Here is a 22,811-nt window from a genome sequence, read left to right on the forward strand (position 1 = left end):
TCCAAAACAATTCAAGTTCCTGGCGGCCAGCCTCATTAAGTGAGTAAAACTTGCGGGGCGGCCCCATATCTGACGGTTTCTTTTCTATGTTCACAAGTTTTTTCTTTTCTAATCGCACGAGGATGGTATAGACCGTCCCTTCCACGACTTCGGTGAACCCAAGCTCGTTCAGGCGGCGGGTAATCTCGTAGCCATAGGTTTCATGGCGGCTGATGATTTCCAGCACGCAGCCTTCCAGCGAACCCTTCAGCATTTCAGTTAAATTTTCCATGTTTAGATCCTCCTCTCCCTCCTCTATTTTGTCTGACTTATATTCAGTATAACAGAGTACTAAGGTAAATTTTTACTGAATAGCTTTTGGGAAATCACACTATTCAGTATTACTTATTACATGTATATTGTATCACCGAGTAGAAGGTGTCAACTATTTTTCTTAAAAATATTTTTGCAACCTCACTATTCAGTGTGACCTACTACAGGTATATCGTAACACGCAGTAGATGAACTGTCAACTGGATTTTCTAAATATTTTTAAAACCAGCTATCTTCATTGGATACAGCCGATTTTCTTTACGGAGCTTTTACTTCCTCCTATGCTTCTTTCACAATGATTATACCGCGGATCATCCCCATCCAGCAGCTGTACATTTAGGTTCCCGGTTTCTCTGGTGTGAAAACGATGAGGTTTTCTCCTACTTCCAGTGACCAATTCCTTCCGAAGAAATGTTAAAGAGTATTCCCGAAATGAAAGAAGAACTTCGTAGACCTATGTTCTTAATAATCTCAGCAGAAAAGTAAATGTTTATTATGCGTTCCTGCACGATGTGGGGACGTTTTTTCTTTTTGGGTTCACGGGAGCTTAGTAAAATAACTGCGGATTATTAATGTAACTCCTTCGCGTTCTTCACTTTTCCACTATCGAGCGCGATTATGAAATAACTCTTAGATTTAAACAACTTTATTGTTATATTTTTAAGTGCGGTGAAGTAATCTACATCAAAAATTAAATAACTTTATTGTCACTCTACAAATAAAAAAACTTGATTTTTTTACACTAAGCAGAATAATCAAGGTTTTTACTTCCAAAAAATATCTTAGCCTATAAAATTCGTGTTTCTTTATTTTTTTGTATATCGTAGATATGGAAAAAAATAAAGCTTATGGCCCGTTTTTACACGTATCTCGGCTGAACCCCGTATACATCTGAAGTTTACATAACCCCACTTCTCGGTAGCTAAGTTCTATTAATAATCCAAAAGGATTTATGAAATAAAAAGATGAAAATATATTTAAATACAAATTCTATCTAAAGAAAGGTGATAAGAAAAAATGGAATATCTAACAGTCCCTGAGCTTTTTTTCTTACTATCTGTAGATGATGATACTCAAACTATACAACCTCCTTTACAATCAAATATAGAAATATTCATTATAATAAACATATTGCTAGAACTTTACCTTCAAAAGTATATTTATATAGATCATAAATTTATTGTACATAGGACTAGTAAGTCATCTGATATCCCTTATTTACAACATACCTTAGATTTAACACAACATTTAGATGACAATCACAATATAAGAATGTGGATACTAACAATTTGCGGAAAACAACGATCAAGTCACAAACTATATAATTCTGTTTTAGATTGTATACAGCGAAAAAAACAAATAAAAGTAATTGAAAGACGAATATTAGGTTTATCATTTCAAAAACGTTACATATGTCTTCAAACCAAAGAGCAAATCCTTACATTCTTACGAAAAAGAGCTTCAAAAGGAGGAACACAATACTTATCTATGTTAACCCTTTTCCTAGCCATGGATTTGAACAAACTTTTAAAAGATACAATGTTTCAAAATGATTATGAATATCTAATTCAATTAGAAGAATACAATAAACAATTATCTGAAATTAAATTCATACAAAAGCTAATAACAAACATTAAAAAGACTTTGCCTACCCTTTTAATATGGAAACATGCCCCATTTTCAGGTATGTAAAAAAGGGAAACCTCTGATTATCTAAATCAGAGGTTTCTTATAGTTCACATAACCCATCATTATCAGTAGTCAATAATGAATAGAATTTTCGTTTTGGGGGTGTTTTTCTTTTTTAGTCTAATGGGCATGTTGCCGTGCCCCTTTTTCGAATTTTATAGGTGTCTTTTTCAATATATTGAACCCAACGGCGTATTGTATGCGCCTTTTATAAGAAAAGGACAGGATTAGTTGTAGAGCTTTATTGGCATGTATTTGTTTTTATTAATAACTACGGTACGTGAATTTTTTTAGATATAACTTAAAAAAGCTCCCCTGAAAGGAGCCAATTATTTTACAAGATTCTTCTGTAATTCCTCTATTATAAGTTCTGCACCTGCTGGGCTTAGCGTAATCTTTCCGTCTGCTAAAGAAATATTTTTATCAGATACTTCTCCTGTTATTGCACAAGCACCATTCGCTTCATATTTTTTCAAGATAATCTTTTCACCTTCTACATAAATCTCTAATGGTGTCTTTTCTTCAATTGCCAGCGTGCGTCTTAACTCCATTGGTATAACGATACGTCCTAATTGATCTAATTTTCGAGTTACTCCTGTTGATTTCATGAAACCTCTCCCTTATATATTCTATAGCTCTCTATTTCATACCCTATGTCATTTTCTCATTGTAACAGGCTTTCTCCATACATGAAAAACATAATGTTCCAAAAACTCACAAGACCCACTATAGTTACGTGATTTCTCAATATATCTCTTGTATATAAATCGATCTAAAGATGTAAAATATCCAAGTAATTACATTACATCTAAATTTAAATTAAAGAAGGAGCTATATACCATGGATAAAAAAGATTTAGTAAGTCTTCAAGTCAACAACATGCCGTCAGATGCTCTGAATACTCCTAGTAAGTCCCAAGAGCAAATGCAAGATTCAGCTCAAAAGCTATCTAACGGAATAAAAATAGATTCATCAGAAAACGAAACTGCAACTCTAAATAAAGACGAATAGAGAGTTTTTGGCGTGAAAATAAGCTGAAAAATCGAAATGAAGCAATTCGACAGATCGTAGAGAAAGGGCTAGGTCGCAATTAGCGGCTGCCCTTTTTTATTTCACTTAAAAATCTGCATATCAAATTTAAACCTATTATCTCCCCAAAAATCCAATCATCCATTATTTAAGACCTATTGCATTACCAATCCGTCAAAAACGTAGTACAAACAAATCTGAGAAGTCATTTTCAAATAAGAATAGGGCTTTTAAAAATATATTCATGAAAATAACAAAAGAGCTGGATTTTCATCACAGCTCACTTATTAATTGGTTCTTTATGTGTACATGTAGGATATTGAGAACATCCAAAGAACTTGTTTCCAGTTTTATTTGAATTTCGTACCACTAAATGATTTTTACATGACGGGCATTTCCTTTCTGCAGGATCTACACCACGATACACATCTTCAGCCGAATACTCTGGATTTACTTTGTTAATCAATTTTTGAAGCTCTATACGATCTATTAGTTTTACATGACATGCTTCACCTAATCCTTTCGCCTGCTTTGTATATACGCTGTTCGTGACAACCCACGCCTCATGAGCCTTGTAATAGGCTTTTGCTGCATAAATCTCCTGTACAGCACGAATACCAACTCGATTTTTCACACCATATATTTTCGCTTGAATTACAATACGATTGTTCCCTTTTAATCCGAGATCGGCTGTTGCTTTAAAATAAAGTTTGATCAAATTGATACTAATAACCTTGATAAATGTTCATAGAAAAGAGCGTGTTTTGAAAAAAAGATTGTTCAAAACACGCTCTTACTATTTTCAGTTGGTTCATTCTTTTATAAAAAAGTTTGATCATTTCCTATCTATGTTGCTCCACAATCGCGCCCGATAGTTGAAGAATGAAATGAAAACTTTTCCTTAGGTGAGATCCGTTCTCAAATTCAATTTTAGCTGTCTGTGCAAAATTTAGACCCTTAGCGAGCCACGAAAACCCCTGGCGGCATAGTAGGATTCTGCTCCATTGTGATACACGAAGACGTGCCCGAAGCGACAATCGCAAAAAAGGGCACCGCCGAGTTCTCTAATATCAGAGGGTGTTTGCACCCAACTCGACGTTTTCATATCGAAATTTTCAAGATTCTGCAACGTCCGATATTGTTCTTCCGTTAATAGTTCAATGCCCATGGCAGTTGCCATATCAATAGCGTTATTTTCTGGTTTATGTTTTTTTCTTGACTCTAACCCTTCACGATCGTAACAAACACTTCTGCGACCTTTAGGACTTTCCGCTGAACAATCATAAAAAATGTATTCGTCCTTCTCTTTATCATGACCAACAACATCCGGTTCGCCGCCAGTTCTTTCCATTTCATTGAGCGACCACAGTTTTTCAGTATTAGCATCCAGCTTTGCTTGGACTTTAGCCCATTCAAGACCTTTATGGCGGTTCATGTTTTTCTCAAAACGGGCTTTCAATGCTCTGAGTAATTCTTCACGTTGTTCTAGTGACAACTCCTCTTTATTGTTGATTTTATTTCCCTTTGTCATGTTAGTTCCCCCCTTATTGTTTTTACTCATAATGGTTTAAGTATATATAAATATTTGTTTTATAATAAATCGTTTAAATAATCGTGTGAATTCAGTTTACAATAAATTATATGATTTAGTAAATCCATTTCTCTACAATCTGGCCCTTTAACGGAACAACTTATTGTCACTCAACAGTTCCTTAATCGTTCTTTCAATTTCAGATGTTCTTTTCCTTTTCACTATAAATACACTCCTTTAGATAATCTAAAGGAGGAGTTTACGCTAGTTTGACGAATTTATATTGATATAATTATAAAAGGGTGGTCTAATTGAACATTTTATGGGATTTTGATGGAACTTTGTTTGATACGTATCCTGCGTATACAAACATACTCTCTTTGGTACTGGGAGAAGCAGTAGATAAACAGGAAATTTATGAAAAGCTAAAAATTTCGTATTCGCATGCAATTGATTACTATAACATTTCCAGGGATCAAGAAGAAGAGATAAAAAGATTAAAGAAAACATTATCTCCAAAAGATATGAAACCATTTGATGGTGTAGAAGAAATCTTAAAATTTGCAAATAAAAATGTAATTATGACACACAAGCATAGGGACGGAGTTTTAGCCATCTTAAAATACTATGGATGGGATAAATACTTTGTGGATATGGTTACAATTGATGATGGTTTCCCTCGTAAACCTAATCCATTAGCATACATTCATTTACATACAAAACACGGAATCGATCTAGTTATTGGAGACCGGGAGTTAGATTTATTACCTGCAAAAGAATTAGGAATTGCAACGTGCATGTTTCAAAGTCAAGGTGATGTTGCTGATTATCATTTACAAGACTACTCGAAATTTTTTAATACGGATATTCCATTAGCGAAACGGGTGTTCAGTTAGTAATAACTACTGTAAATGGACCGAATTTTGATTTTCTTATTTTTATAATTATCAGCATAATTGTTTAACACAGCCAAAAAATAAAGACACTTCACATATTAGTCATTTTTATATTTAGGTTGTAGAGGCTAAAGTCAATAAAATCAAAGGCAGGGACATATTTAATATGTAAAATATGTCCCTGCCTTTTCGTTATTGTAGACTTGAAATAAGTTTTGATTAAATAAACCCTATGAAAATTGATAAAAGCGTAAATAGAAAAAGCTTGTTTTGAAAAAAGAATGATCAAAACAAGCTCTTAATATATTCGATTGAATCATTCTTTTATAAAGAAATTTGATCATTCCTGTAATCTTTATTTCATTAGAGTGCCCTTTAGTTGAACAAAAAAATATTCTCATAATATCGTTATGATTTAGTTGTCATAATAATTGAACGTGGATAGAATCCCAACTTCTGATAAAACGATACAGCTTCATTCCCGTACACTACTGTTAATTCAATTTCATATATTTGTTTTTCTTTAAACCATTCCACTGCACTATTCATTAATTTCAAACCCAATCCGTTTCTTCGATATTTTTCATCAACAAATAGAACCTCGATCTTCCCGCTTACTTTTTTACTATATGCTATACAAAATCCTAATATATTGTCTGTTTCTGACTCAATCAATAATTCAATTCTGTATTCTCCATACTTTGAATTTTTTTTATATTCTTCAATACGTTCCTCAAATGTAATTCTTGGATAATCACCAGAAAAAAATTTTGATTTACTGTTATGGTATTCATGCAATTTATCTAATGAGTTTCTTATTATCTCTATTTCATCGAGAGTGATATGTTTATTAATAATTCTCATACTTCAACATCTCCAATAATATATATTTATTTAAGCATAAGTATAGCGGTGTAGGGAATTTAATACTTCTCATTAGATTGTTAAAGAAGTTACTATTATAGCAATACCGTTACATAGCAACCAGGCAGCTATGTTTTATATCATGCTCACAAAAATAAACTGTTGGCGATTCGTAATTTTTTAGGGCTTCAAATTCAACGTATTTCACGTATAATCCTCCCTTTCAGTGGGTATCAGATCAGTTAGCATTCCCCTAGTTCTTATTGTGTAAAATCTTCCATCGTTTTCCGAATTTCATCCGCTTCAATTCCAATGTATCGTAACGTTTACCCTTGTGATGTATGGACAAACAATTTCATCAAATAGTACACGTCTTTTTTTCGTTGATAGTAGTGATATCCAAAAGATTTACACATACAATTATTTATTATTTTTTGTACTGTGCTTTATAATCTACATATTCTTTTTTCGCATCTTGATTGTTATCTTGTTTTCTATTAAAGTATGTTTTTATCTGGAACATATATTCTACTAAATTCCCATCATCATTCTTTTTCTTATAGTCTATATCAATACTTACTTGTAATATCTGCTTTGGGCCTTTCGCGGAATCAAGATGAAGTACAATTGCCGCCCCATCATATTCATCATATTGTATGTTTAGCTTATCATTGATAATATTTTGAAATTCTGATTCAGTGAGTCTATATCCAACTGTATTAGGCTGATCAAATTTTTTGATATCATCGCCTGGCTTCATCTTTAATCTCCCTATTCCTTTTAAACGATCCACAATTAAGTTAACGTAAGAAACATCAACATTGGAATCACTTTGTACCTGCCCATTTTTATACATAATATTTGTACTATAAACGGTTTCTTTTTTATAATTTTCGTTTGTCCCTTTTTCCTTTTTATTCTCTATATCAGTAGCAACTGTTTGTGTTGTCCCCCCATATAAACTTTTATCTTTCGTATTATATACACCTTCCGTAGTTTGACGGATTGTTTTACTGTGCTCTCCATCTTCTTTTTCCTCGTACGCACTGTATATACCTCTTTGTGTCACACTCGCATACCCATCATCACTCGCAGACATAACCGTCTTCATATCCCCTTCATCCAATGCTTTTACAAATCTCTCATATTCTATTTTCGTTTCTCCAAAACTACACCCACTAAGTAAACCCGCAACTATCGTCATAACAATCATTACCTTAGCTTTCTTTTTCAGTTTCATATTAATTAACCGTCCCTTTTAATACTACGATTTTCTCTCCCATTCTCTGTCTCTTTTTTTCTAGTTGACGAATCCGATCAATAAAAGCATCACGACGTGTTTTCCCTTGCAAGTTGCTATCAATGCTGCTTTCTAATCTTTTAATATCACTCGTTAAAGCTGATGCTGCTTTTTCGAGTTGCATGACCACGTTCATAATTTGATCGCGTCCACCGTTATCTGGAAATGTACTATGAACTTTATTTGTTATCGCAATATTGTTTTTTATAATTTAAATATTCTTTTTTAGCATTTTTAGTGTTTTCTTCTTTACCATTAAATCTAACTGCTATTTGTTGAATATGTTTCAACATCTTGCCTTCCTCATTCTTTTTATCGTACGTTATTGAGATCATAATTTCACTTATTCGCATCGTTTTTTCTTTTCTGTCTTTGGCAGAATTAAAATCTATAACAATCGATGCATCTTGAAATTTATCATATTGTAGTTTTAATTTATCATTTATCATGTCTTTAAATTGCACTTCTGTTAATCCAATACCAATACTGTTCGGTTCATCAAACCCCTTTGTATCTTTATCTGTTTTTAATTTCCCTATTCCTTCTAAATTATCTATAACTAGCTTAATCGAAGAAACGTCTAAGCTTGGATTCAAACTTTGCACTTGATCATTTTTATAAATAATATAGGTATTATATTTTTCTTCTGATTTATAACTATTGTTCTCCTTATTTTTATCATTAGTTGTTTTATCAGCTATTTCTTGTGTTGTAGTTCCATATAAACTCTTATCATTCGTATTGTATATACCATCAGTAGTTTGATATCTTGTTCTTCTATATTCTCCATCTTCTTTTTCTTCTATAATGGAGTGTATGATTTGTTCTTCTACATGCGCATACCCTTCATTCCCCGCAGACATTACCGTTTTCATGTCCCCTTCATCCAACGCCTTTACCAATCTTTCATACTCAATTTTTGTTTCCCCCACACTGCATCCACCGAATATTAAAATTAAGGTCAACATCTTAATTGTTAATTTCATTAACTTTCTCATTTTATCCCCCATGTAATATTCACGCTTATCCATTATTTTCATACTGCTTTTTATACTTTTCATAATCTTTTAACGCGTCTTGATTATTGTATTTTCTCCCGGCAAAATATGTATTAATTTGTAAAATACTCGTAACCACTTTCCCCTCTTCATTCTTTTTCTTATAGTTTACAGAGACACTCAGCTCTGATAACTCCATTGGTTTTTCTTTCGAATCTTTTGCAGCATCGAAATTAAGTACAATTGACGCACCACCATATTCGTCATATTGTAGCTTCAATTTATCATTTATCATTTGTTGGAATTCCGCTTCAGTTAATTCATATCCTACTAAATTAGGCTCATCAAACCCTCTTTTATCATCACCCGGTTTCATCTTTAGTTTTCCTACTCCATGAAGACGATCCATAAGAAGCTTCACTTGAGAAACTTCTAAGCTTAGATTTGTACTTTGTACTTGGCCGTTTTCATACTTAATATTTGTACTATATACTTTTTCTTTGTTATAGTTTTTAATTTTATCTTTTTCTTTTCTTTTATCAATATCAGTAGTTACTATTTGCGTTGTACTACCATATAAGTTTTTTCCTTTAATGTTATATACTCCATCAGTGGTTTGATAGATATTTTTTTCGTGTATGCCATCTTCTTTTTCTTCAAATGCACTATATATAACTCGTTCTTCTAAATGCGCATACCCATCATCACTAGCAGACATAACCTTCGTCATATCCCCTTCATCCAAAGCTTTTACAAATGGTTCATATTTAATTTTCGTTTCAAAAAAGCTACACCCACTAAGTAAACTCCCAACGACCGTCATAAGCATCAGCACCTTAGCTTTCTTTCTCATACTGTCACCTCATTCGTTACTCTTGGTATTTTAAGTTTAGTAATGTTTCCTTTTGGTAGTCATACACTTCGTCTTTTCCTAAAGATGTTTTGTTACTTGCGTATTTAATATTGAAAACACTTTGGTCGTTTACTGGTATAGTGATGATATCCGCTGTTAGTTTACTTCTCATTTTCAAATTGAAGTCTGCCACCATCTACATAATAATAATATACCTACTTAACTTATTGTTAACTGATCTTAGCAAATGCATATAAAGAAAGAGCATATTTTGAAAAAAACGATTAAAACATGCTCTTACACTCTTAATACAAATGATTCATTTTACGAACTGATATCATGCTTTCACACCAAATAATAAACGTAAAAAGTGCTTTAGATTTATTCTTTAGGAGACCGTTATTTTATAAGTTCTTCGATGTTATTACTTTTTTTGATTGTTTCTGATGATAGCCAGAGTGAATATCTTGTTCCATCCTTGTTGGTTAAAAATATGTCAAATTTTTCATTATATAGTTCTTCTTTAAGGATAGTGATTACCTTTGTCAGATCCTCAATTACAGGCGGCTTGTTTTTATATTGCATCTTACTGTCATTAAAAACTAAAGTCACCTTATACTCCGGACACTCCCCGTCTTTCGGATGTGGACAAGTAATACCTTCAATTACAAAATCGTCGTTTTGAATTCCTTTCAATCTGTCACCTACTTTTGTTTGAGTTTGAATCAAATATGTCCAATAACTTCTTACAGTGTTTTTCATAGTTAATAGCAGCTCTTCCTTCGTTATAACTTTTTGTACGTTTTCAAAAGGGAGACCTATATATTCACCATTATGATCTTTAATTTCAAGTTCTGTTATCTTTTTATTACTCTTCTGAATGAGTTGGAATAGAGCATATAAACGATCTAATTCTGCTGATTCAAATTGACTATAATCAATCTTGTTACTCGTTTTTAAAGTTAATAACAAATCATCAGTTGGTTTGTCTTCATGATAATCAACTATATACTGAAAAACATTTTCTTTTTCAAATTCCTCGTAGCCCAATTTTTTAATTTCTTTTAAAATTGGTTTAAATTTCTTATATTCCTTATATGTGTTTTTTCCGTATTGGTATTCATCACCTTTTATTTTTGAATATAAGAAGCCATCTACCTCTACTCTAAATTGAATATTTTTGTTGTTTTTTGCTTGAACAGTATGGTATGTATGTCCCATATTCCCTTCATGCATAGCGCCCCAATCTGTTACAACAACATCGATTCCATGTTTTTCTTTCATATATTTTTTAACCTGTTCTTCATTATTATTAATACAGCCACTCAAAAATAAGAAACATAACACTAACAATATTACATTTTTCATTCTTTTCATATAACCCCTAATACCCCTTCCTTACGTAAGAAATGATTCCTGGTTGTGTAGTATATTCAAAGCCATCTTTTCCCACAATCAAAATAAGCTTTCCTCTTTCCATATAGGAAGAGGAAAGCTTATTTCCCTTTTACTTTATTGTTGCTCTTGTGTTTCTACCGTTTGATTTTGTTGCTCTCTTTTATTTTTCTCTATTACCTTTTCAACAAACTCATTCCGCCATATTTTAAATTTAGCCGCAAATTGACTTTCAATTTTATTTCGATATCCTTCAAATTTCACTTCAACAATGTCAGAATGATTAAATAGTTTATATGTTTCTCCTGTTAAACCGACTGGATGTAGTACTCCTCCATAATCGTAGAAAGTATCATCATCCAGCAATACACCTCTTGTAGTGATTACATAATCTTCATCTTTCTCTTTCTCAAGACTTAACCTTACTACGCTTCCTAAAGGTAATACCTTTTCCATATAATCTTTCATGTTAGTTAACCGTCCCTTTTAATACTACGATTTTCTCTTCGATTTTTTGTCTCTTTTTTTCAAGTTGACGAATCCGATCAATAAAAGCATCACGTGTTTTCCCTTGCAAATTGCTGTCGATACTACTCTCTAAGCTTCGAATATCACTCGTTAAAGCTGATGCTGCTTTTTCAAGTTGCATCACCACGTTTATAATCTGATCCCTACCACCATTATTTGGAAATGTACTATGAACCTTATTCATTATCATATGTAAATCCATACCAATTCCCCTTTCTTCTTTCTCTTCCAAAGTCCGCGTATTGAAAAGAAATATATTTAGTTAGAAAAAATATTAATAATATGTTACTGCTCCTAACTCCTCATCTTTTGCAATCATAGAAAAGATTGCTTCTGAAACATCTTCATTCAATTGTTTCAAATCTTTTGAGAGCTCTTTTACATCTTTTGAGATTTCACCTAACAATGAACGGTTTATTCCTCTACTACCATCATTCATAAAGAGATGAAGCAATGAGTGTCGATGAGTTAAAATATGCTCTGCTACAATTGCAGTAACATTTGTATCTATGTGAAAATCTCCTTTAAACATATCTAGTAAATCCTGCACATAAGAACCCGCTACTTCCTTGGCAATCTCTAAAATTTCAGTTGCTGCTAAATACACAACGACACTTCCTGCTAAAAAGTCTACAGCCGCATTAAATACAGATTCTAATACTTCTAACACCTTTTCTTTACATTTAGCTAGAGTTGTTTCGATCCAATCTACAGCGGTATCTACCGTACTCTTAATTTCTAGAATTGCTACTATACTGTATTTAATCGCAGCACTTTTAGCCTCATTTACTAATTGCTGGACTTTTACATTTGCAGCTGAAATGTCCCCAGCCAATGAAATTGCAGCAATAATAGATCCAACTGGAGTATTTGCAGCTATTAAATTTATCGCTGCACCTGCTATAAACTCTTCTCCAGCATACGGTTTTCTATCAAACATGCCAGGAACAATCCCCGTATACAATTTTCCAGCCGATGCTGAAAGTTCAAAAGGTCCAGGAATAAGATCCAATCCTGTATCATTATGACTTTCTAGAGTTTTTAACGCTATTAGACTTCCATTTTTATCATAATCTTTTTCTTTAAAGGCATAAGAATGACCAGCCCCATTCGGTATAATATACATTTGTCCTGGAGTTGTAAAATCAGCTGCTTGAATTGCAGTATGTAATGGATCATTTTGATTGATAATATTTCGAATGTTTTTCATATCAGATCCGTCTCCATACTTGATTACATCACTATCCAAAACAGGAGCTGGGTTTAAAGTCAATACATCCATGTTATCTTGTTTGTTTCTTAGTGCAACTGTATCAGCTATCCCTCCACCTAACGAGTGTCCTGTTAAAGTTATTTTAGTACCTTTATACTCATCTCTAATATCTCTATAAAACTGTTCCGCTTGATCGTACTGTTCAATTGCTAATTCTGTACCAACTAAGTTATTAAGACCAATTTTCGCATCTGTTTTAACATCAACATTATTATCTTTTCCTGTTTGTGTTCCTACAAATACAATTACAATTTCTTTTGTCGTTTCATCCCGGAGAGCATATGCTCCTAGACCTGTAGTTTTATCTTCCTTAAAATCTATAATCGTGGCATCAAAATTAGCCTCTAATGCTGCTTCATTTTCTATAATAGATTTGTTATATACTCCTTCCCCTTTATTAAAATCATATATGTGTGTTGCTGCTAATTCTAATTTCCCCCTATCAGAAGTGAGTTTTAAAACTTCATCCGCCATAATTAATCATCTCCTTCCATACTCATTTATTATTACTATATTGTTTTTCATACTCTCCATAATCCTTTAATGCTTTTGGATCGTTGTATTTTTTCCCAGCAAAATATACTCTAATTTGTAAAATATTCGTAACCACTTTCCCCTCTTCATTCTTTTTCTTATAGTTTACAGAGACACTCAGCTCTGATAACTCCATTGGTTTTCCTTTCGAATTTTTTGCAGCATCGAAATTAAGTACAATTGACGCACCACCATATTCGTCATATTGTAGCTTCAATTTATCATTTATCATTTGTTGGAATTCCGCTTCAGATAATTCATATCCTACTGAATTAGGCTCATCAAACCCTTTTTTATCATCACCCGGTTTCATCTTTAGTTTTCCTACTCCATGAAGACGATCCATAAGAAGCTTCACTAGAGAAACTTCTAAGCTTAGATTTGTACTTTGTACTTGGCCGTTTTCATACTTAATATTTGTACTATATACTTTTTCTTTGTTATAGTTTTTAATTTTATCCTTTTCTTTTCTTGTATCAATTTTTGTAGTTACTGTTTGCGTTGTACTACCATATAAGTTTTTTTCTTTCGTGTTATATACTCCATCAGTGGTTTGATATACATTTTTTTTATATATGCCATCTTCTTTTTCTTCAAGTGTACTATGTATCACTCGTTCTTCTAAATGCGCATACCCATCATCACTCGCAGACATAACCGTCTTCATATCCCCTTCATCCAATGCTTTTACAAATCTCTCATATTCTATTTTTGTTTCTCCAAAACCACACCCACTAAATAAACTCGCAACTATCGTCATAACTATCATCACCTTAGCTTTCTTTTTCAATTTCATACGGTCACCTCGTTCGTTACTCTTGGCATTTTGAGTTTCATAATGCTTCCTTTTTGGTAGTAATACACTTCGTCTTTCCCTAAAGATGCTTCGTTACTTACGTATTTCACATTGAAAACACTTTGGTCGTTTAATGGCATTGCGATGATGCCCGCTGTTAGTTTACTTCTCATTTTCATCGGTAAGGCATCTCGGTTTCGATCCATATAGTCATGATGTCCTGCTAGGACGAAGTAAATACCAACTGCACGAGATAGATCCATTAAAGTTGTTGCGTCGTCTGTTTCTAAGTAAACGAGTCTGCTAAATTCTTCAACGTTTGTCATAATGATAAGTTGTTTTGTAAACACTGGTATTTCTCTTCCTTCTTGTCTTGCTTGTGATAATTCAAGAGATCGTTCACGAATCACTTCCATCCAGTATTTCACGTGAACGTTTACTTCATTTTCTTCTACGATGTAATGAGTCACATTGTCTTTATACTGAACGAAGCTATACTCCGCTGTATCTACTAATGTTATACTCTCAAAATAGTCTTTATTCATTTGGGAGAGTATACTTGATATGACTTGTTTTCTAATACTATCATCTGCACTGTAAACCATTAAATGATCATTAACTGCAATATCATGCGCAACGACTTCTACATTTGTGAAGTCAAGTCCCAGTGGAACTTTTCCTGCTTGTAATGCTTTGATAACGTCCTTGTTTTTACGATATGTTACAAGATCAATGACTTCTGGCATCATTGGAATTGCCTTCGGACGTTCTCCATCCCATTCTTGATCCATTTCACTTGCTTCTTGTTGCAATAATTGAATTTGTTGTAATTCATCTTCTGCTTTTGTTGGTAACACTGCCTGGAATAATGTCGGTGAATCTAGTTTTATAATTGCTCGTCCTGCCATTTCTTCCACTTTTACATCAGATCGACCTACAATGCCTGAGATTTCACTTTGATCAATCATATATAGACATGTTTGCAATTTAATGTTGTTATATAGCTGAATACGCAGTGCATTTTGTCGACCTGCACTGATTAGTGTGTGAATACCCAAGCTTGCGCCATCGCGAACAATTTGTATCATTAACATTTCAAAGTCTTCGTAAAATCTAGCTTCTTTTACCGCATCGTAATTATCAATCGTAACGATGATATTCGGCATTTGTTTACCGCTAGCTTTTTCATACATTTCTATGCTTGCAACGTCATATTCACTTAACATACGTTTACGTTGTTTCATCTCTTGCGTTAATCTTTCAACTAGTTTTAAGCACTTTTCTGCTTCGTCAATCGTAATCGTATCCGCAACATGTGGCAGTCCCTTTAATGGTAAGAGACCATTCGTACCAAGGTCTACTAAATACACATGCAAATGCTCCGGGCTATTTTGACGCGCTACATCCATAATGACTGATTGTAAGAACGTCGATTTACCGTAACCTGGACTTGAGAAGACGGCTACATGTCCATCTTTACTTATGTCTAATGTTAATGGTGTTTGTGATTGTAATTCAGGTTGGTCTAGTAAACCAACTATTGCTTGTAATGGTTTCTTCGCTTCATTCCATGCTTCTTTAAAGTGCACTGGGTGTAAGTCTTGCAGGAATATTTTTTCTGGAAGCGGTGGTAACCACGGTCTTGCGAGCGCTTCAATTTGTCTTTCTTCTGTATAATCATGAATATAATCGATAACTGCATCAAGTTCAGACGGCACCGTCGCAACTTCTTTGTTATCTCCAAGTCCACTTAAGTCTTCACTTAAGATTTCATATTGACCTAAGTCGTTGATTGCATAAATTGTTGTATCGAGACGATCTTGATCATCCTTATCTTCTACATAGTCAGCACCGCTCCATGCAGATTGGAATAGTTCATAGATTTCATTATTTCCGACCTGTAAGTACGCGCGTCCTGGCAGTGTAATTTCTGCTGCGTCAGGTGTTTTTAATATTTCATTACTGTCTGATGTATTTTGCACTTTAAGCGCTAGTTTAAATTTCGAGTTACTCCAAATTTGATCATCGACAACCCCGGTTGGTTTTTGTGTAGCCAGTATTAAATGAATACCAAGAGAACGCCCGATACGCGCTGTTGAAACTAATTCTTTCATAAAGTCTGGCTGCTCTGCCTTCAACTCCGCGAACTCATCACTAATTAAGAATAGATGCGGCATCGGCTCTGTTACAGCGCCTTCTTTGTATAATTTTTGATATTGGTTAATATGATTCACATTATTCTCGCCAAATAAGCGTTGGCGTTTTTGTAATTCTGCCTTAATCGAAGCGAGTGCACGCATACTTTGCGCACCATCTAAATTCGTAATCGTTCCTAGTAAGTGCGGTAGATTTCTAAATAAGTTCGCCATTCCTCCGCCCTTATAGTCAATTAATAGAAACGCAACTTCATAAGGATGGAAATTGACCGCAAGAGATAGAATATACGACTGAATAATCTCTGACTTACCAGAACCTGTAGTACCAGCGATTAACCCGTGTGGTCCGTGTGCTTTTTCATGTAAGTTTAAATTTACAAGATCTTCTTTACCGCGAAGACCAAGCGGTACAGCTAATGATTTATGAGCAGCATTTTTTGCCCAGCGGCCTGTAATATTTAATTCATCAATTTTTTCAACGCCATACATTTCTAAGAATGTAACACTTTCTGGAATACTATTTTTCAAGTTTTGCAGGTGATTCAATGGTGCAAGTGCTCTAGCTACATCTTCTAAATTAAATCCTTCTGGAAAATGATCCGGTGCGAACTGACGATTTACAAGTTCCCCTTGTTCTAAGATGATATTTCCTTTTTTCGAGTCTCTTATGTCAACAACTGTCTTCACATGCTCCGGTAAGCTTTGCATCACATCTTGAACGAATACGAGTGATACACCTAAATCACTTGGATCTTCATTAAAGAATTCCATTACAACGTGATCTAAGATGAGTTTTTCATCCGTTATAAGGACAACATAATGCGGTGAAAAATGTATTTTTTCACTTGAATTGCTTTTTTCATCTACTTTCAGTTTTCGTTCTTTCAATATTTGATACAAACTATTCAGTACTTGGTCTCGGCTTCTATCATGATATACAAAACCACGTACATTAATATCACGTACACTTGCATGAGGCAACCAGCGCATCCAGTCCCACTTCTTCTTCTCCTCTTCAGGAAAGACTGTAATAAACTGCAAGTCATAATAACTATGGAATAAAGCTGTTTGCATCACTAATAGTTGTAATTGTTCGAGCACTAACGAACGCTGCCCAATATATCCAACTGGTCCATTCATTAAATCTGTTACAACCGGAACATCGGCTTGAAAAAGATATTGCTGTCTTAGCTCACGTGCCATGGCAATAAGCTCGTCTTTAAACTGGCTAAATTCCTCTTCATTAAATTCAATTTCAAAACTAGTATCTACATTCCCTTTTCCCACTCGGTATGTTAAGAAATCATGATGCATGATTGTTTTTTCATATATACGAGGGTTCACTTCTATCGCCATTTCTCTAATTTCGGTAACATCTGGATAATGATAATGAAGTGCATGACGCTGTTTCTCACTTTCAGCATGTAAATCCTTTGTTTTTTGCATTAAGTATTCTCGATAACTCTTATCTCGCTCGGCAATATCAATTTTGTATTGCTTTAAGTTTTTTATGTACGATGTGATCGAAACAATAACAGTCACGACTGTCATTGCTAGCGATGCGAAAATAAATAAACCGTATGATTGAAATATAGATAACATGACAGTTACCACAATCATTACGAGAGATGGAACAATAATCCTTGCTAGATGCTCTGTTGGTTTTGATGGTTTTGATGATGGTTTTGCAATTATCATTTTTTCAACTGGCTCACGATAAATAATCCGTGGTGAACGATGATAATCTGGATACTCATCATGATAAAAGCTGTCCGCTTCTAGTAAACGAGGTAATGTCGAGTCTACCCGTTTTTCTGCTGCGAATATTTGAACATCTTCACTTCCAATTTGAATTGTTACGCCATCAAAATATAAGTGATCTCCAGCTTCTACATTCGCTGTACCTTTCAATTTAGAATAATTATGAAAGACGTTCCCCTCATACACGTTAATTTTAAACGGCTCATCTAATGTTTCACGAATGAACAGAAAATCTGTAGTAGCATCATGAACTGTTATATCATCGTAGTCATTTTTACTAATTGCTATCGAATATTTCGTTGATGTATCATATACAATTACTTCTTCTACAGTTGCAATCCAAATGCGCATAGCCTTGTTATTCTTTAATTGAATTGTATTCGCCTTATTAAAACAAAGGACTTGCTCTCCTATCTTCCAAGCTTCTAATTCGCTATCCCAATTTAACAAAAGTGATTCATCTAAATCAAAGTCAGTAATATGATTTGACCATTCTTTCCCAATCGTCACTGTAGGACGTTCGGATGGATGTAAGCGGCATTTATGTAATCGATTGCCGTAACTTAGTGCAAGTAGTTGCTCCATACTTCTCCACTTCTCCTTTTGTTCGCTCTATCTGTAAGGAGTTTCCATACATATATATCCATTTTGATTTTCCAACATATAAGTCGCTGCTATGAAAAATAAAAGGTATCCTACACTCGTTTTCTCTTTTTGTTTTCACTTAGCATGGGCCTCCATGGACGGACGCTCTCTCCCACCTAAAAAGAAAGAGTTATGTCGGTTTTTCATTTTGTATTTATATAGATTGGATATATATGTACTCCCTATCTTTTCTTGTTGTTTATATACCCATTTTCATATAGATTCAGCAAAAGTCTTCATCCTTTTACTTTGCTTTTTTTGTATTAGATATATCTTTTTCATTGGATGAATCACTATATTTTTTCTTATATTCATTCAATTGTTGTTCAAATGTTTTTAGCTTTTCATCGCGCTCTTTTCCTGGTAAATCCGGATTATTTTTCACTGCTTCTATTTGTTTAATTAAGCCATACATGATTAATTGTGGATCATCCACACTTTTCGCTAAATCTAACGATTTATCAAAATTACCTTTTCCGTTGTAAATCCAGTACAATAAATACTTTTCATCACTTTTTAAAGTAACATTTTTCATAATTGCTGCTTTTTGCTCATCAGATAATTTCTCTACTTTCAAGTAGGAATACGCTAACTCATATTTAGATGCTAGCGGTAATGATTCAAACTCTTCCTCATTCAAATTACTAATTACCTTATCGTAATCCGTTGCTAAGAAATTTTTATTAGCTTCTAGAAGTGTATTTTGATACGGCACTTTCATAAATGTGTAGTAAACGACTGGTGCTGCTAAGATAACTGTAGCTGCCGCAAATGAAAATGCTAAGTATTTAAATAATTTAAACTGCTTTTTCGGAACAAGTTGCATTGTTTTTTCTGCTTTTGCTTGCTCCTTTAAAAAATTCACTTCGATAAACTGTTTCAGTTCCTCAAAGCTTTCCATGTTGACCACATTCTGTTCAAATGTAGTTTCTTTTGCGCTTTCCAATAAACCAGCATATAGATCATCATAACTATGTTTTTTGGAAAACAAAGCAATAATAAAACATTTGTAGTGGAGTAAAAATTGATTTTCTGTTAGTGGTTTGGGCGGGGCAATCTCTCGAATTCCGCGATGTATAATAAAAGGCATTAAATTTGCATCAAATACTAAATTATCCGGGTGTAAAAAGAAAGTTATTCTTCTATGCAAATACTCTTGAAAACGAGATAGATTTCGGATTAAACGTAATTTCTCATTTCTTTCTAATTTCTTTACATCTTCCCATTTCAATAATTTCTTTTCTACCGTATATGTAAAAGTAAATGTATCATCATGCTCTTCTATTGTTACTGGTAGAAACATTGATGATTTTTCCGTTAATAACTCCAATTGACGGGTATCTTTTACTTGCGTTTGAGATTTAGCAAGTTCTAATTTCCAAGTATCTTCTTCTATTTCAAATCGATACTCCATTGAATCAATCTGAATTGTTTTCTCCGTCATGTTCTTCCTCTTCTCCTTTTCACCATAAACCTATTCTGATTTTACGAATTCACTTGAGTAGGTTACATGCTGCGTTCATGATTATGTAATTTATATTACTTGTAATATATCTCCATCTGTTACTTGGTGATCTACCAATCTATCATCATCTGTTAATAATAACGATTTATTCACAACTTTAATTACGTAGTTTGATGTATCGTATTTTTCAATTTTTAATGTTTCAATTAAATTTTTAAGCAAATATTTAACAGACTGATGATTGGGGATTCGTAAATCGTATGTATTTCCATTCCATTTATGAAAATCAACAGTGACGTTAATATGTGTCTGTATAGCCATTTGTGATTCTCCTTACATCCAAATTTTCCGAATGATGATTCCAAATCCAATAAAAATGAATATAACGCCAATAATAATTAATCCAATCAATGTCGGACTAATTGGCTCTTCTGTTTTGGCTTGGCTATGATCCGTTTCACTAGAACTTGCTCTCACGTTATAGTCTTTTGAAAACAAACTCTTCTGTGTGTCTTTCATTTTATCTATTTTTTTCGTATTCAAAAATAAAGAGTCATTCAACTCTTTCATTTCTTTTTTTTGTTTCTTTTGTTTTTCATTAATTTGTTTTTCAACTTCTTCATTAAATAATTGAATTGCTGCTTTATCGAGCTCTGTCTCTTGCTGTCCTTTTTCATTTCTTTCTTGGTTATCTTCATGTAGCCGATCTACTTTGAAATCAAGTTTACCATTATCATTCAGGTAACTGTCTGCTGCGCTACCCATGAGGGGCGCAGCAAACAAGAAAAGAAAAAAGACAAATGATAACCTAGCCAGCTGTATGCATTGTTTCATCATCGTCAATTTTTTCCTCCCACCTTTTATGCCATACAAATAGATTGATAATAAATCCAACAATTGCTATTACAAGAAGGACTGCGAAAGTGACATGACCATCATTTTTACCACTTATAAAATTATTTAAGAAATCTTCTATATATTGAAGTGGTGAAAATTCACGTAACTTACCAAGATATGATGTCTTAGTTACCTTAACTCCAACAGCTTCTGTTAAAAATAGATACAGACTTAATGATGTTAATAAGATAAACATGCCTATCATTTTTGCTTGGCGTAATAGATATGTTGAAACGAAGACAAACGCCATCATTGTAATTGTTATAAAAGCAATCCAAATTAACCTTTGATTTCCGCTGAATTCTAATAATTTCCCAGCGATGATACCAATTATAACTCCTTCAACAATAGCTATTCCGAATGTAATTGCCGTGATTGGTAAGTTCATATCTAAAATTGATGATTTTTCTTCAAAATCATCTTGTTGATGACGCTTTCTTTCCTGATTCGCAATAGCGTATGACGTAAATAAAGAAACAATAAAACATACTAATACAATTAAATATGGTGTAAAGGCATTGCCTGCTGTAATAACACCGTCATTTTGTTTTAAAACTGGATTCGCTAAAAACTTGTATAACTGTTCATTCTGACGTTCGCCAACACGGCTATTCGCTAATACTGTACTGAAGTTTTTCGCGAATGACTTATCATCCGATACTTTATCAGTTAAATCGTTTAATAATGTATCAGCTTTTGACACCATCGTTACACCGCTGTCTTGAATTTCTTTTGCTTGATTATTAATTTGATCAAACGTTTTATATACCTCGTCAGAAGCTAGCAAAGTACCTTTCGAACTTTCAGCTAACGATTGACTCTGTGTCACTAATGATTTCAATCCAGTGTCTAATGCTAATATAGCTGTCTGTTCTCCTTCACGACTACTTACTATTGTTCTTTGTTCCTCCATCAGTTTTAGACTACCTTCACGCCACTTCATTGCACCGTTTAAATACTCAGTCAGATTCGTATTCATTACATTAGCTTGTTCTGATGTTTGTTTTAATGTTTCTGCCAAACGGTCTGAATTTTGGTTAACATTTTTAGCTAAGAGCTGCAAATCATTAATTTTTTGTTTTACCTGATTCATCTCAGATGTTACTTCCGCCTGAATTTCAGATGAAACAAGACCTGTAATGATATCTAACACATTTTGTTTATTTAACATGTAATAAAGAGATTTTGATGTGGCAAGATCTTTTAAAGCTTGTTTTTCTAACTTTCCTGATAAATCTTCTGTTTTCATATCAAGCCCATAATACAGTTCATATAAGCCTGATAATTCTTCATAATTTTTCACTGTGTTCACAGCGTCTTTTATTAACCCCTCAGATGATGCTGGAGATAAAACTTCCATTTTTTGATGAACAATATGATCATTAGTACGTTCTATTGTTTCAACTTCTTTATTTCCCTCACCCGGATTAGTTGTGCCACCGCCTGGGTTTGTTGTGCCACCACCTGGCTCTGTTGTGCCACCACCTGGGTTTGTTGTACCACCGCCTGGGTTTGTTGTGCCGCCACCTGGCTCTGTTGTGCCACCGCCTGGGTTTGTTGTGCCGCCGCCTGGCTCTGTTGTGCCACCGCCTGGGTTTGTTGTGCCACCGCCTGGGTTTGTTGTACCACCACCTGGCTCTGTTGTGCCACCGCCTGGGTTTGTTGTACCACCACCTGGCTCTGTTGTGCCACCGCCTGGCTCTGTTGTGCCACCGCCTGGGTTTGTTGTACCACCACCTGGCTCTGTTGTGCCACCGCCTGGGTTTTTGTTTCCATCTTTATTTGGTTCTTTTGTTTCACTACCAGTCTTACTATCTGTCAATTGTTTAATTGAATGTACTGGCGTTTTTGTGCGATTTGTCAGTTTGACAACTTGATTACTTTGTTTA

Annotated in this window: 19 protein-coding genes and 6 pseudogenes; 4 read left to right on the forward strand and 21 right to left on the reverse strand. The window is 33.9% G+C overall.

Features of this window, described 5'->3' with window-relative positions; genetic code table 11:
* Nucleotides 1-271: PadR family transcriptional regulator (locus tag C568_RS0128320; RefSeq protein ID WP_018783495.1), on the reverse strand; the 271-nt coding region annotated here is incomplete at its 3' end.
* A 434-nt stretch (nt 272-705) separates the two neighbouring features.
* On the opposite strand from C568_RS0128320, the pseudogene C568_RS35910 reads away from it, so the two are divergent.
* Nucleotides 706-798: pseudogene (locus C568_RS35910) on the forward strand (class I SAM-dependent methyltransferase); the annotation flags it as partial.
* Nucleotides 799-1,329: 531 nt separating this feature from the next.
* Entirely contained in the window at nt 1,330-2,004 is a 675-nt protein-coding gene (locus tag C568_RS0128325) for a hypothetical protein (RefSeq protein WP_006097500.1), read from the forward strand.
* A gap of 326 nt (nt 2,005-2,330) precedes the next feature.
* Here C568_RS0128325 and C568_RS0128330 read toward each other — a convergent pair whose 3' ends face one another.
* Entirely contained in the window at nt 2,331-2,609 is a 279-nt protein-coding gene (locus C568_RS0128330; RefSeq protein ID WP_003197260.1) for an AbrB/MazE/SpoVT family DNA-binding domain-containing protein, read from the reverse strand.
* Nucleotides 2,610-2,841: 232 nt separating this feature from the next.
* On the opposite strand from C568_RS0128330, the gene C568_RS34945 reads away from it, so the two are divergent.
* A complete protein-coding gene (locus tag C568_RS34945; protein WP_003197259.1) occupies nt 2,842-3,012 on the forward strand; it encodes a hypothetical protein in 171 nt (56 codons plus the stop codon).
* A 298-nt stretch (nt 3,013-3,310) separates the two neighbouring features.
* On the opposite strand, the pseudogene C568_RS31470 reads toward C568_RS34945, so the two are convergent.
* Both C568_RS31470 and C568_RS0128345 read right to left on the reverse strand, forming a co-directional pair.
* Nucleotides 3,311-3,721, reverse strand: a pseudogene (locus C568_RS31470) (restriction endonuclease); the annotation flags it as partial.
* Nucleotides 3,722-3,979: 258 nt separating this feature from the next.
* Complete coding sequence (locus C568_RS0128345; RefSeq protein ID WP_018765517.1) at nt 3,980-4,561, reverse strand: DUF4256 domain-containing protein; 582 nt, start codon at nt 4,559-4,561, stop codon at nt 3,980-3,982.
* A gap of 311 nt (nt 4,562-4,872) precedes the next feature.
* Here C568_RS0128345 and C568_RS0128350 point away from each other — a divergent pair, with 311 nt between their 5' ends.
* Nucleotides 4,873-5,457, forward strand: coding sequence for an HAD-IA family hydrolase (locus tag C568_RS0128350; protein WP_006097544.1), 585 nt, complete (start codon nt 4,873-4,875; stop codon nt 5,455-5,457).
* Between the two features lie 408 nt (nt 5,458-5,865).
* On the opposite strand, the gene C568_RS0128355 is transcribed toward C568_RS0128350, so the two are convergent.
* The 17 genes and pseudogenes from C568_RS0128355 to C568_RS34950 all read right to left on the reverse strand — a co-directional run.
* Nucleotides 5,866-6,321: a GNAT family N-acetyltransferase gene (locus C568_RS0128355; RefSeq protein WP_006097545.1), complete on the reverse strand. Its 456-nt coding sequence runs from the start codon at nt 6,319-6,321 to the stop codon at nt 5,866-5,868.
* A gap of 427 nt (nt 6,322-6,748) precedes the next feature.
* On the reverse strand, nt 6,749-7,561 hold the full coding sequence (locus C568_RS0128360) for a DUF3952 domain-containing protein (RefSeq protein WP_018783496.1): 813 nt from the start codon (nt 7,559-7,561) through the stop codon (nt 6,749-6,751).
* Nucleotide 7,562: 1 nt separating this feature from the next.
* On the reverse strand, nt 7,563-7,757 hold the full coding sequence (locus tag C568_RS0128365; RefSeq protein ID WP_018765516.1) for a hypothetical protein: 195 nt from the start codon (nt 7,755-7,757) through the stop codon (nt 7,563-7,565).
* 43 nt (nt 7,758-7,800) lie between these two features.
* Entirely contained in the window at nt 7,801-8,652 is an 852-nt protein-coding gene (locus tag C568_RS0128370) for a DUF3952 domain-containing protein (RefSeq protein WP_371391778.1), read from the reverse strand.
* On the reverse strand, nt 8,645-9,472 hold the full coding sequence (locus C568_RS0128375; protein ID WP_018783498.1) for a DUF3952 domain-containing protein: 828 nt from the start codon (nt 9,470-9,472) through the stop codon (nt 8,645-8,647). The genes C568_RS0128370 and C568_RS0128375 overlap by 8 nt, the downstream gene beginning before the upstream one ends.
* Nucleotides 9,469-9,650, reverse strand: a pseudogene (locus C568_RS32255) (hypothetical protein); the annotation flags it as partial. The gene C568_RS0128375 and the pseudogene C568_RS32255, both read right to left, overlap by 4 nt.
* A 221-nt stretch (nt 9,651-9,871) precedes the next feature.
* Nucleotides 9,872-10,849 carry a hypothetical protein gene (locus tag C568_RS0128385; protein WP_018783499.1) on the reverse strand — a complete coding sequence of 326 codons (978 nt, stop codon included), beginning with the start codon at nt 10,847-10,849 and terminating at the stop codon, nt 9,872-9,874.
* 135 nt (nt 10,850-10,984) lie between these two features.
* The gene (locus tag C568_RS0128390) at nt 10,985-11,335 is read right to left on the reverse strand and encodes a DUF4176 domain-containing protein (protein ID WP_018783500.1); all 351 of its coding nucleotides are present in this window, start codon (nt 11,333-11,335) and stop codon (nt 10,985-10,987) included.
* Between the two features lies 1 nt (nt 11,336).
* Nucleotides 11,337-11,597: a hypothetical protein gene (locus C568_RS0128395; RefSeq protein ID WP_018783501.1), complete on the reverse strand. Its 261-nt coding sequence runs from the start codon at nt 11,595-11,597 to the stop codon at nt 11,337-11,339.
* Between the two features lie 72 nt (nt 11,598-11,669).
* Nucleotides 11,670-13,142, reverse strand: coding sequence for a lipase family protein (locus C568_RS0128400; RefSeq protein ID WP_018783502.1), 1,473 nt, complete (start codon nt 13,140-13,142; stop codon nt 11,670-11,672).
* 22 nt (nt 13,143-13,164) lie between these two features.
* On the reverse strand, nt 13,165-13,998 hold the full coding sequence (locus C568_RS0128405; RefSeq protein ID WP_018783503.1) for a DUF3952 domain-containing protein: 834 nt from the start codon (nt 13,996-13,998) through the stop codon (nt 13,165-13,167).
* Nucleotides 13,995-18,224: pseudogene (essC, locus tag C568_RS0128410) on the reverse strand (type VII secretion protein EssC); the annotation flags it as partial. The gene C568_RS0128405 and the pseudogene essC, both read right to left, overlap by 4 nt.
* Nucleotides 18,222-18,500, reverse strand: a pseudogene (locus tag C568_RS36600) (FtsK/SpoIIIE N-terminal domain-containing protein); the annotation flags it as partial. The pseudogenes essC and C568_RS36600, both read right to left, overlap by 3 nt.
* Before the next feature lie 304 nt (nt 18,501-18,804).
* Nucleotides 18,805-20,004, reverse strand: a complete 1,200-nt coding sequence (gene essB, locus C568_RS0128415) for a type VII secretion protein EssB (protein ID WP_018783505.1) — start codon at nt 20,002-20,004, stop codon at nt 18,805-18,807.
* Nucleotides 20,005-20,094: 90 nt separating this feature from the next.
* Nucleotides 20,095-20,346: an EsaB/YukD family protein gene (locus tag C568_RS0128420; RefSeq protein WP_018765510.1), complete on the reverse strand. Its 252-nt coding sequence runs from the start codon at nt 20,344-20,346 to the stop codon at nt 20,095-20,097.
* A 12-nt stretch (nt 20,347-20,358) separates the two neighbouring features.
* Nucleotides 20,359-20,862: a type VII secretion protein EssA gene (gene essA, locus C568_RS0128425; RefSeq protein ID WP_018783506.1), complete on the reverse strand. Its 504-nt coding sequence runs from the start codon at nt 20,860-20,862 to the stop codon at nt 20,359-20,361.
* Nucleotides 20,834-22,811: pseudogene (locus C568_RS34950) on the reverse strand (type VII secretion protein EsaA); the annotation flags it as partial. The gene essA and the pseudogene C568_RS34950, both read right to left, overlap by 29 nt.

This window comes from Bacillus sp. 95MFCvi2.1, assembly GCF_000374965.1.
In the GTDB taxonomy this organism is placed as follows: domain Bacteria; phylum Bacillota; class Bacilli; order Bacillales; family Bacillaceae_G; genus Bacillus_A; species Bacillus_A pseudomycoides.

Excerpts from the sequence above, each read along its gene's own strand:
- C568_RS0128325 (WP_006097500.1), top strand. The coding sequence starts at position 1,330 with ATGGAATATCTAACAGTCCCTGAGCTTTTTTTCTTACTATCTGTAGAT.
- C568_RS0128330 (WP_003197260.1), bottom strand. The coding sequence starts at position 2,609 with ATGAAATCAACAGGAGTAACTCGAAAATTAGATCAATTAGGACGTATC.
- C568_RS34945 (WP_003197259.1), top strand. The coding sequence starts at position 2,842 with ATGGATAAAAAAGATTTAGTAAGTCTTCAAGTCAACAACATGCCGTCA.
- C568_RS0128345 (WP_018765517.1), bottom strand. The coding sequence starts at position 4,561 with ATGACAAAGGGAAATAAAATCAACAATAAAGAGGAGTTGTCACTAGAA.
- C568_RS0128355 (WP_006097545.1), bottom strand. The coding sequence starts at position 6,321 with ATGAGAATTATTAATAAACATATCACTCTCGATGAAATAGAGATAATA.
- C568_RS0128360 (WP_018783496.1), bottom strand. The coding sequence starts at position 7,561 with ATGAAACTGAAAAAGAAAGCTAAGGTAATGATTGTTATGACGATAGTT.
- C568_RS0128365 (WP_018765516.1), bottom strand. The coding sequence starts at position 7,757 with ATGAACGTGGTCATGCAACTCGAAAAAGCAGCATCAGCTTTAACGAGT.
- C568_RS0128370 (WP_371391778.1), bottom strand. The coding sequence starts at position 8,652 with ATGGATAAGCGTGAATATTACATGGGGGATAAAATGAGAAAGTTAATG.
- C568_RS0128375 (WP_018783498.1), bottom strand. The coding sequence starts at position 9,472 with ATGAGAAAGAAAGCTAAGGTGCTGATGCTTATGACGGTCGTTGGGAGT.
- C568_RS0128385 (WP_018783499.1), bottom strand. The coding sequence starts at position 10,849 with ATGAAAAGAATGAAAAATGTAATATTGTTAGTGTTATGTTTCTTATTT.
- C568_RS0128390 (WP_018783500.1), bottom strand. The coding sequence starts at position 11,335 with ATGAAAGATTATATGGAAAAGGTATTACCTTTAGGAAGCGTAGTAAGG.
- C568_RS0128395 (WP_018783501.1), bottom strand. The coding sequence starts at position 11,597 with ATGGATTTACATATGATAATGAATAAGGTTCATAGTACATTTCCAAAT.
- C568_RS0128400 (WP_018783502.1), bottom strand. The coding sequence starts at position 13,142 with ATGGCGGATGAAGTTTTAAAACTCACTTCTGATAGGGGGAAATTAGAA.
- C568_RS0128405 (WP_018783503.1), bottom strand. The coding sequence starts at position 13,998 with ATGAAATTGAAAAAGAAAGCTAAGGTGATGATAGTTATGACGATAGTT.
- essB (WP_018783505.1), bottom strand. The coding sequence starts at position 20,004 with ATGACGGAGAAAACAATTCAGATTGATTCAATGGAGTATCGATTTGAA.
- C568_RS0128420 (WP_018765510.1), bottom strand. The coding sequence starts at position 20,346 with ATGGCTATACAGACACATATTAACGTCACTGTTGATTTTCATAAATGG.
- essA (WP_018783506.1), bottom strand. The coding sequence starts at position 20,862 with ATGATGAAACAATGCATACAGCTGGCTAGGTTATCATTTGTCTTTTTT.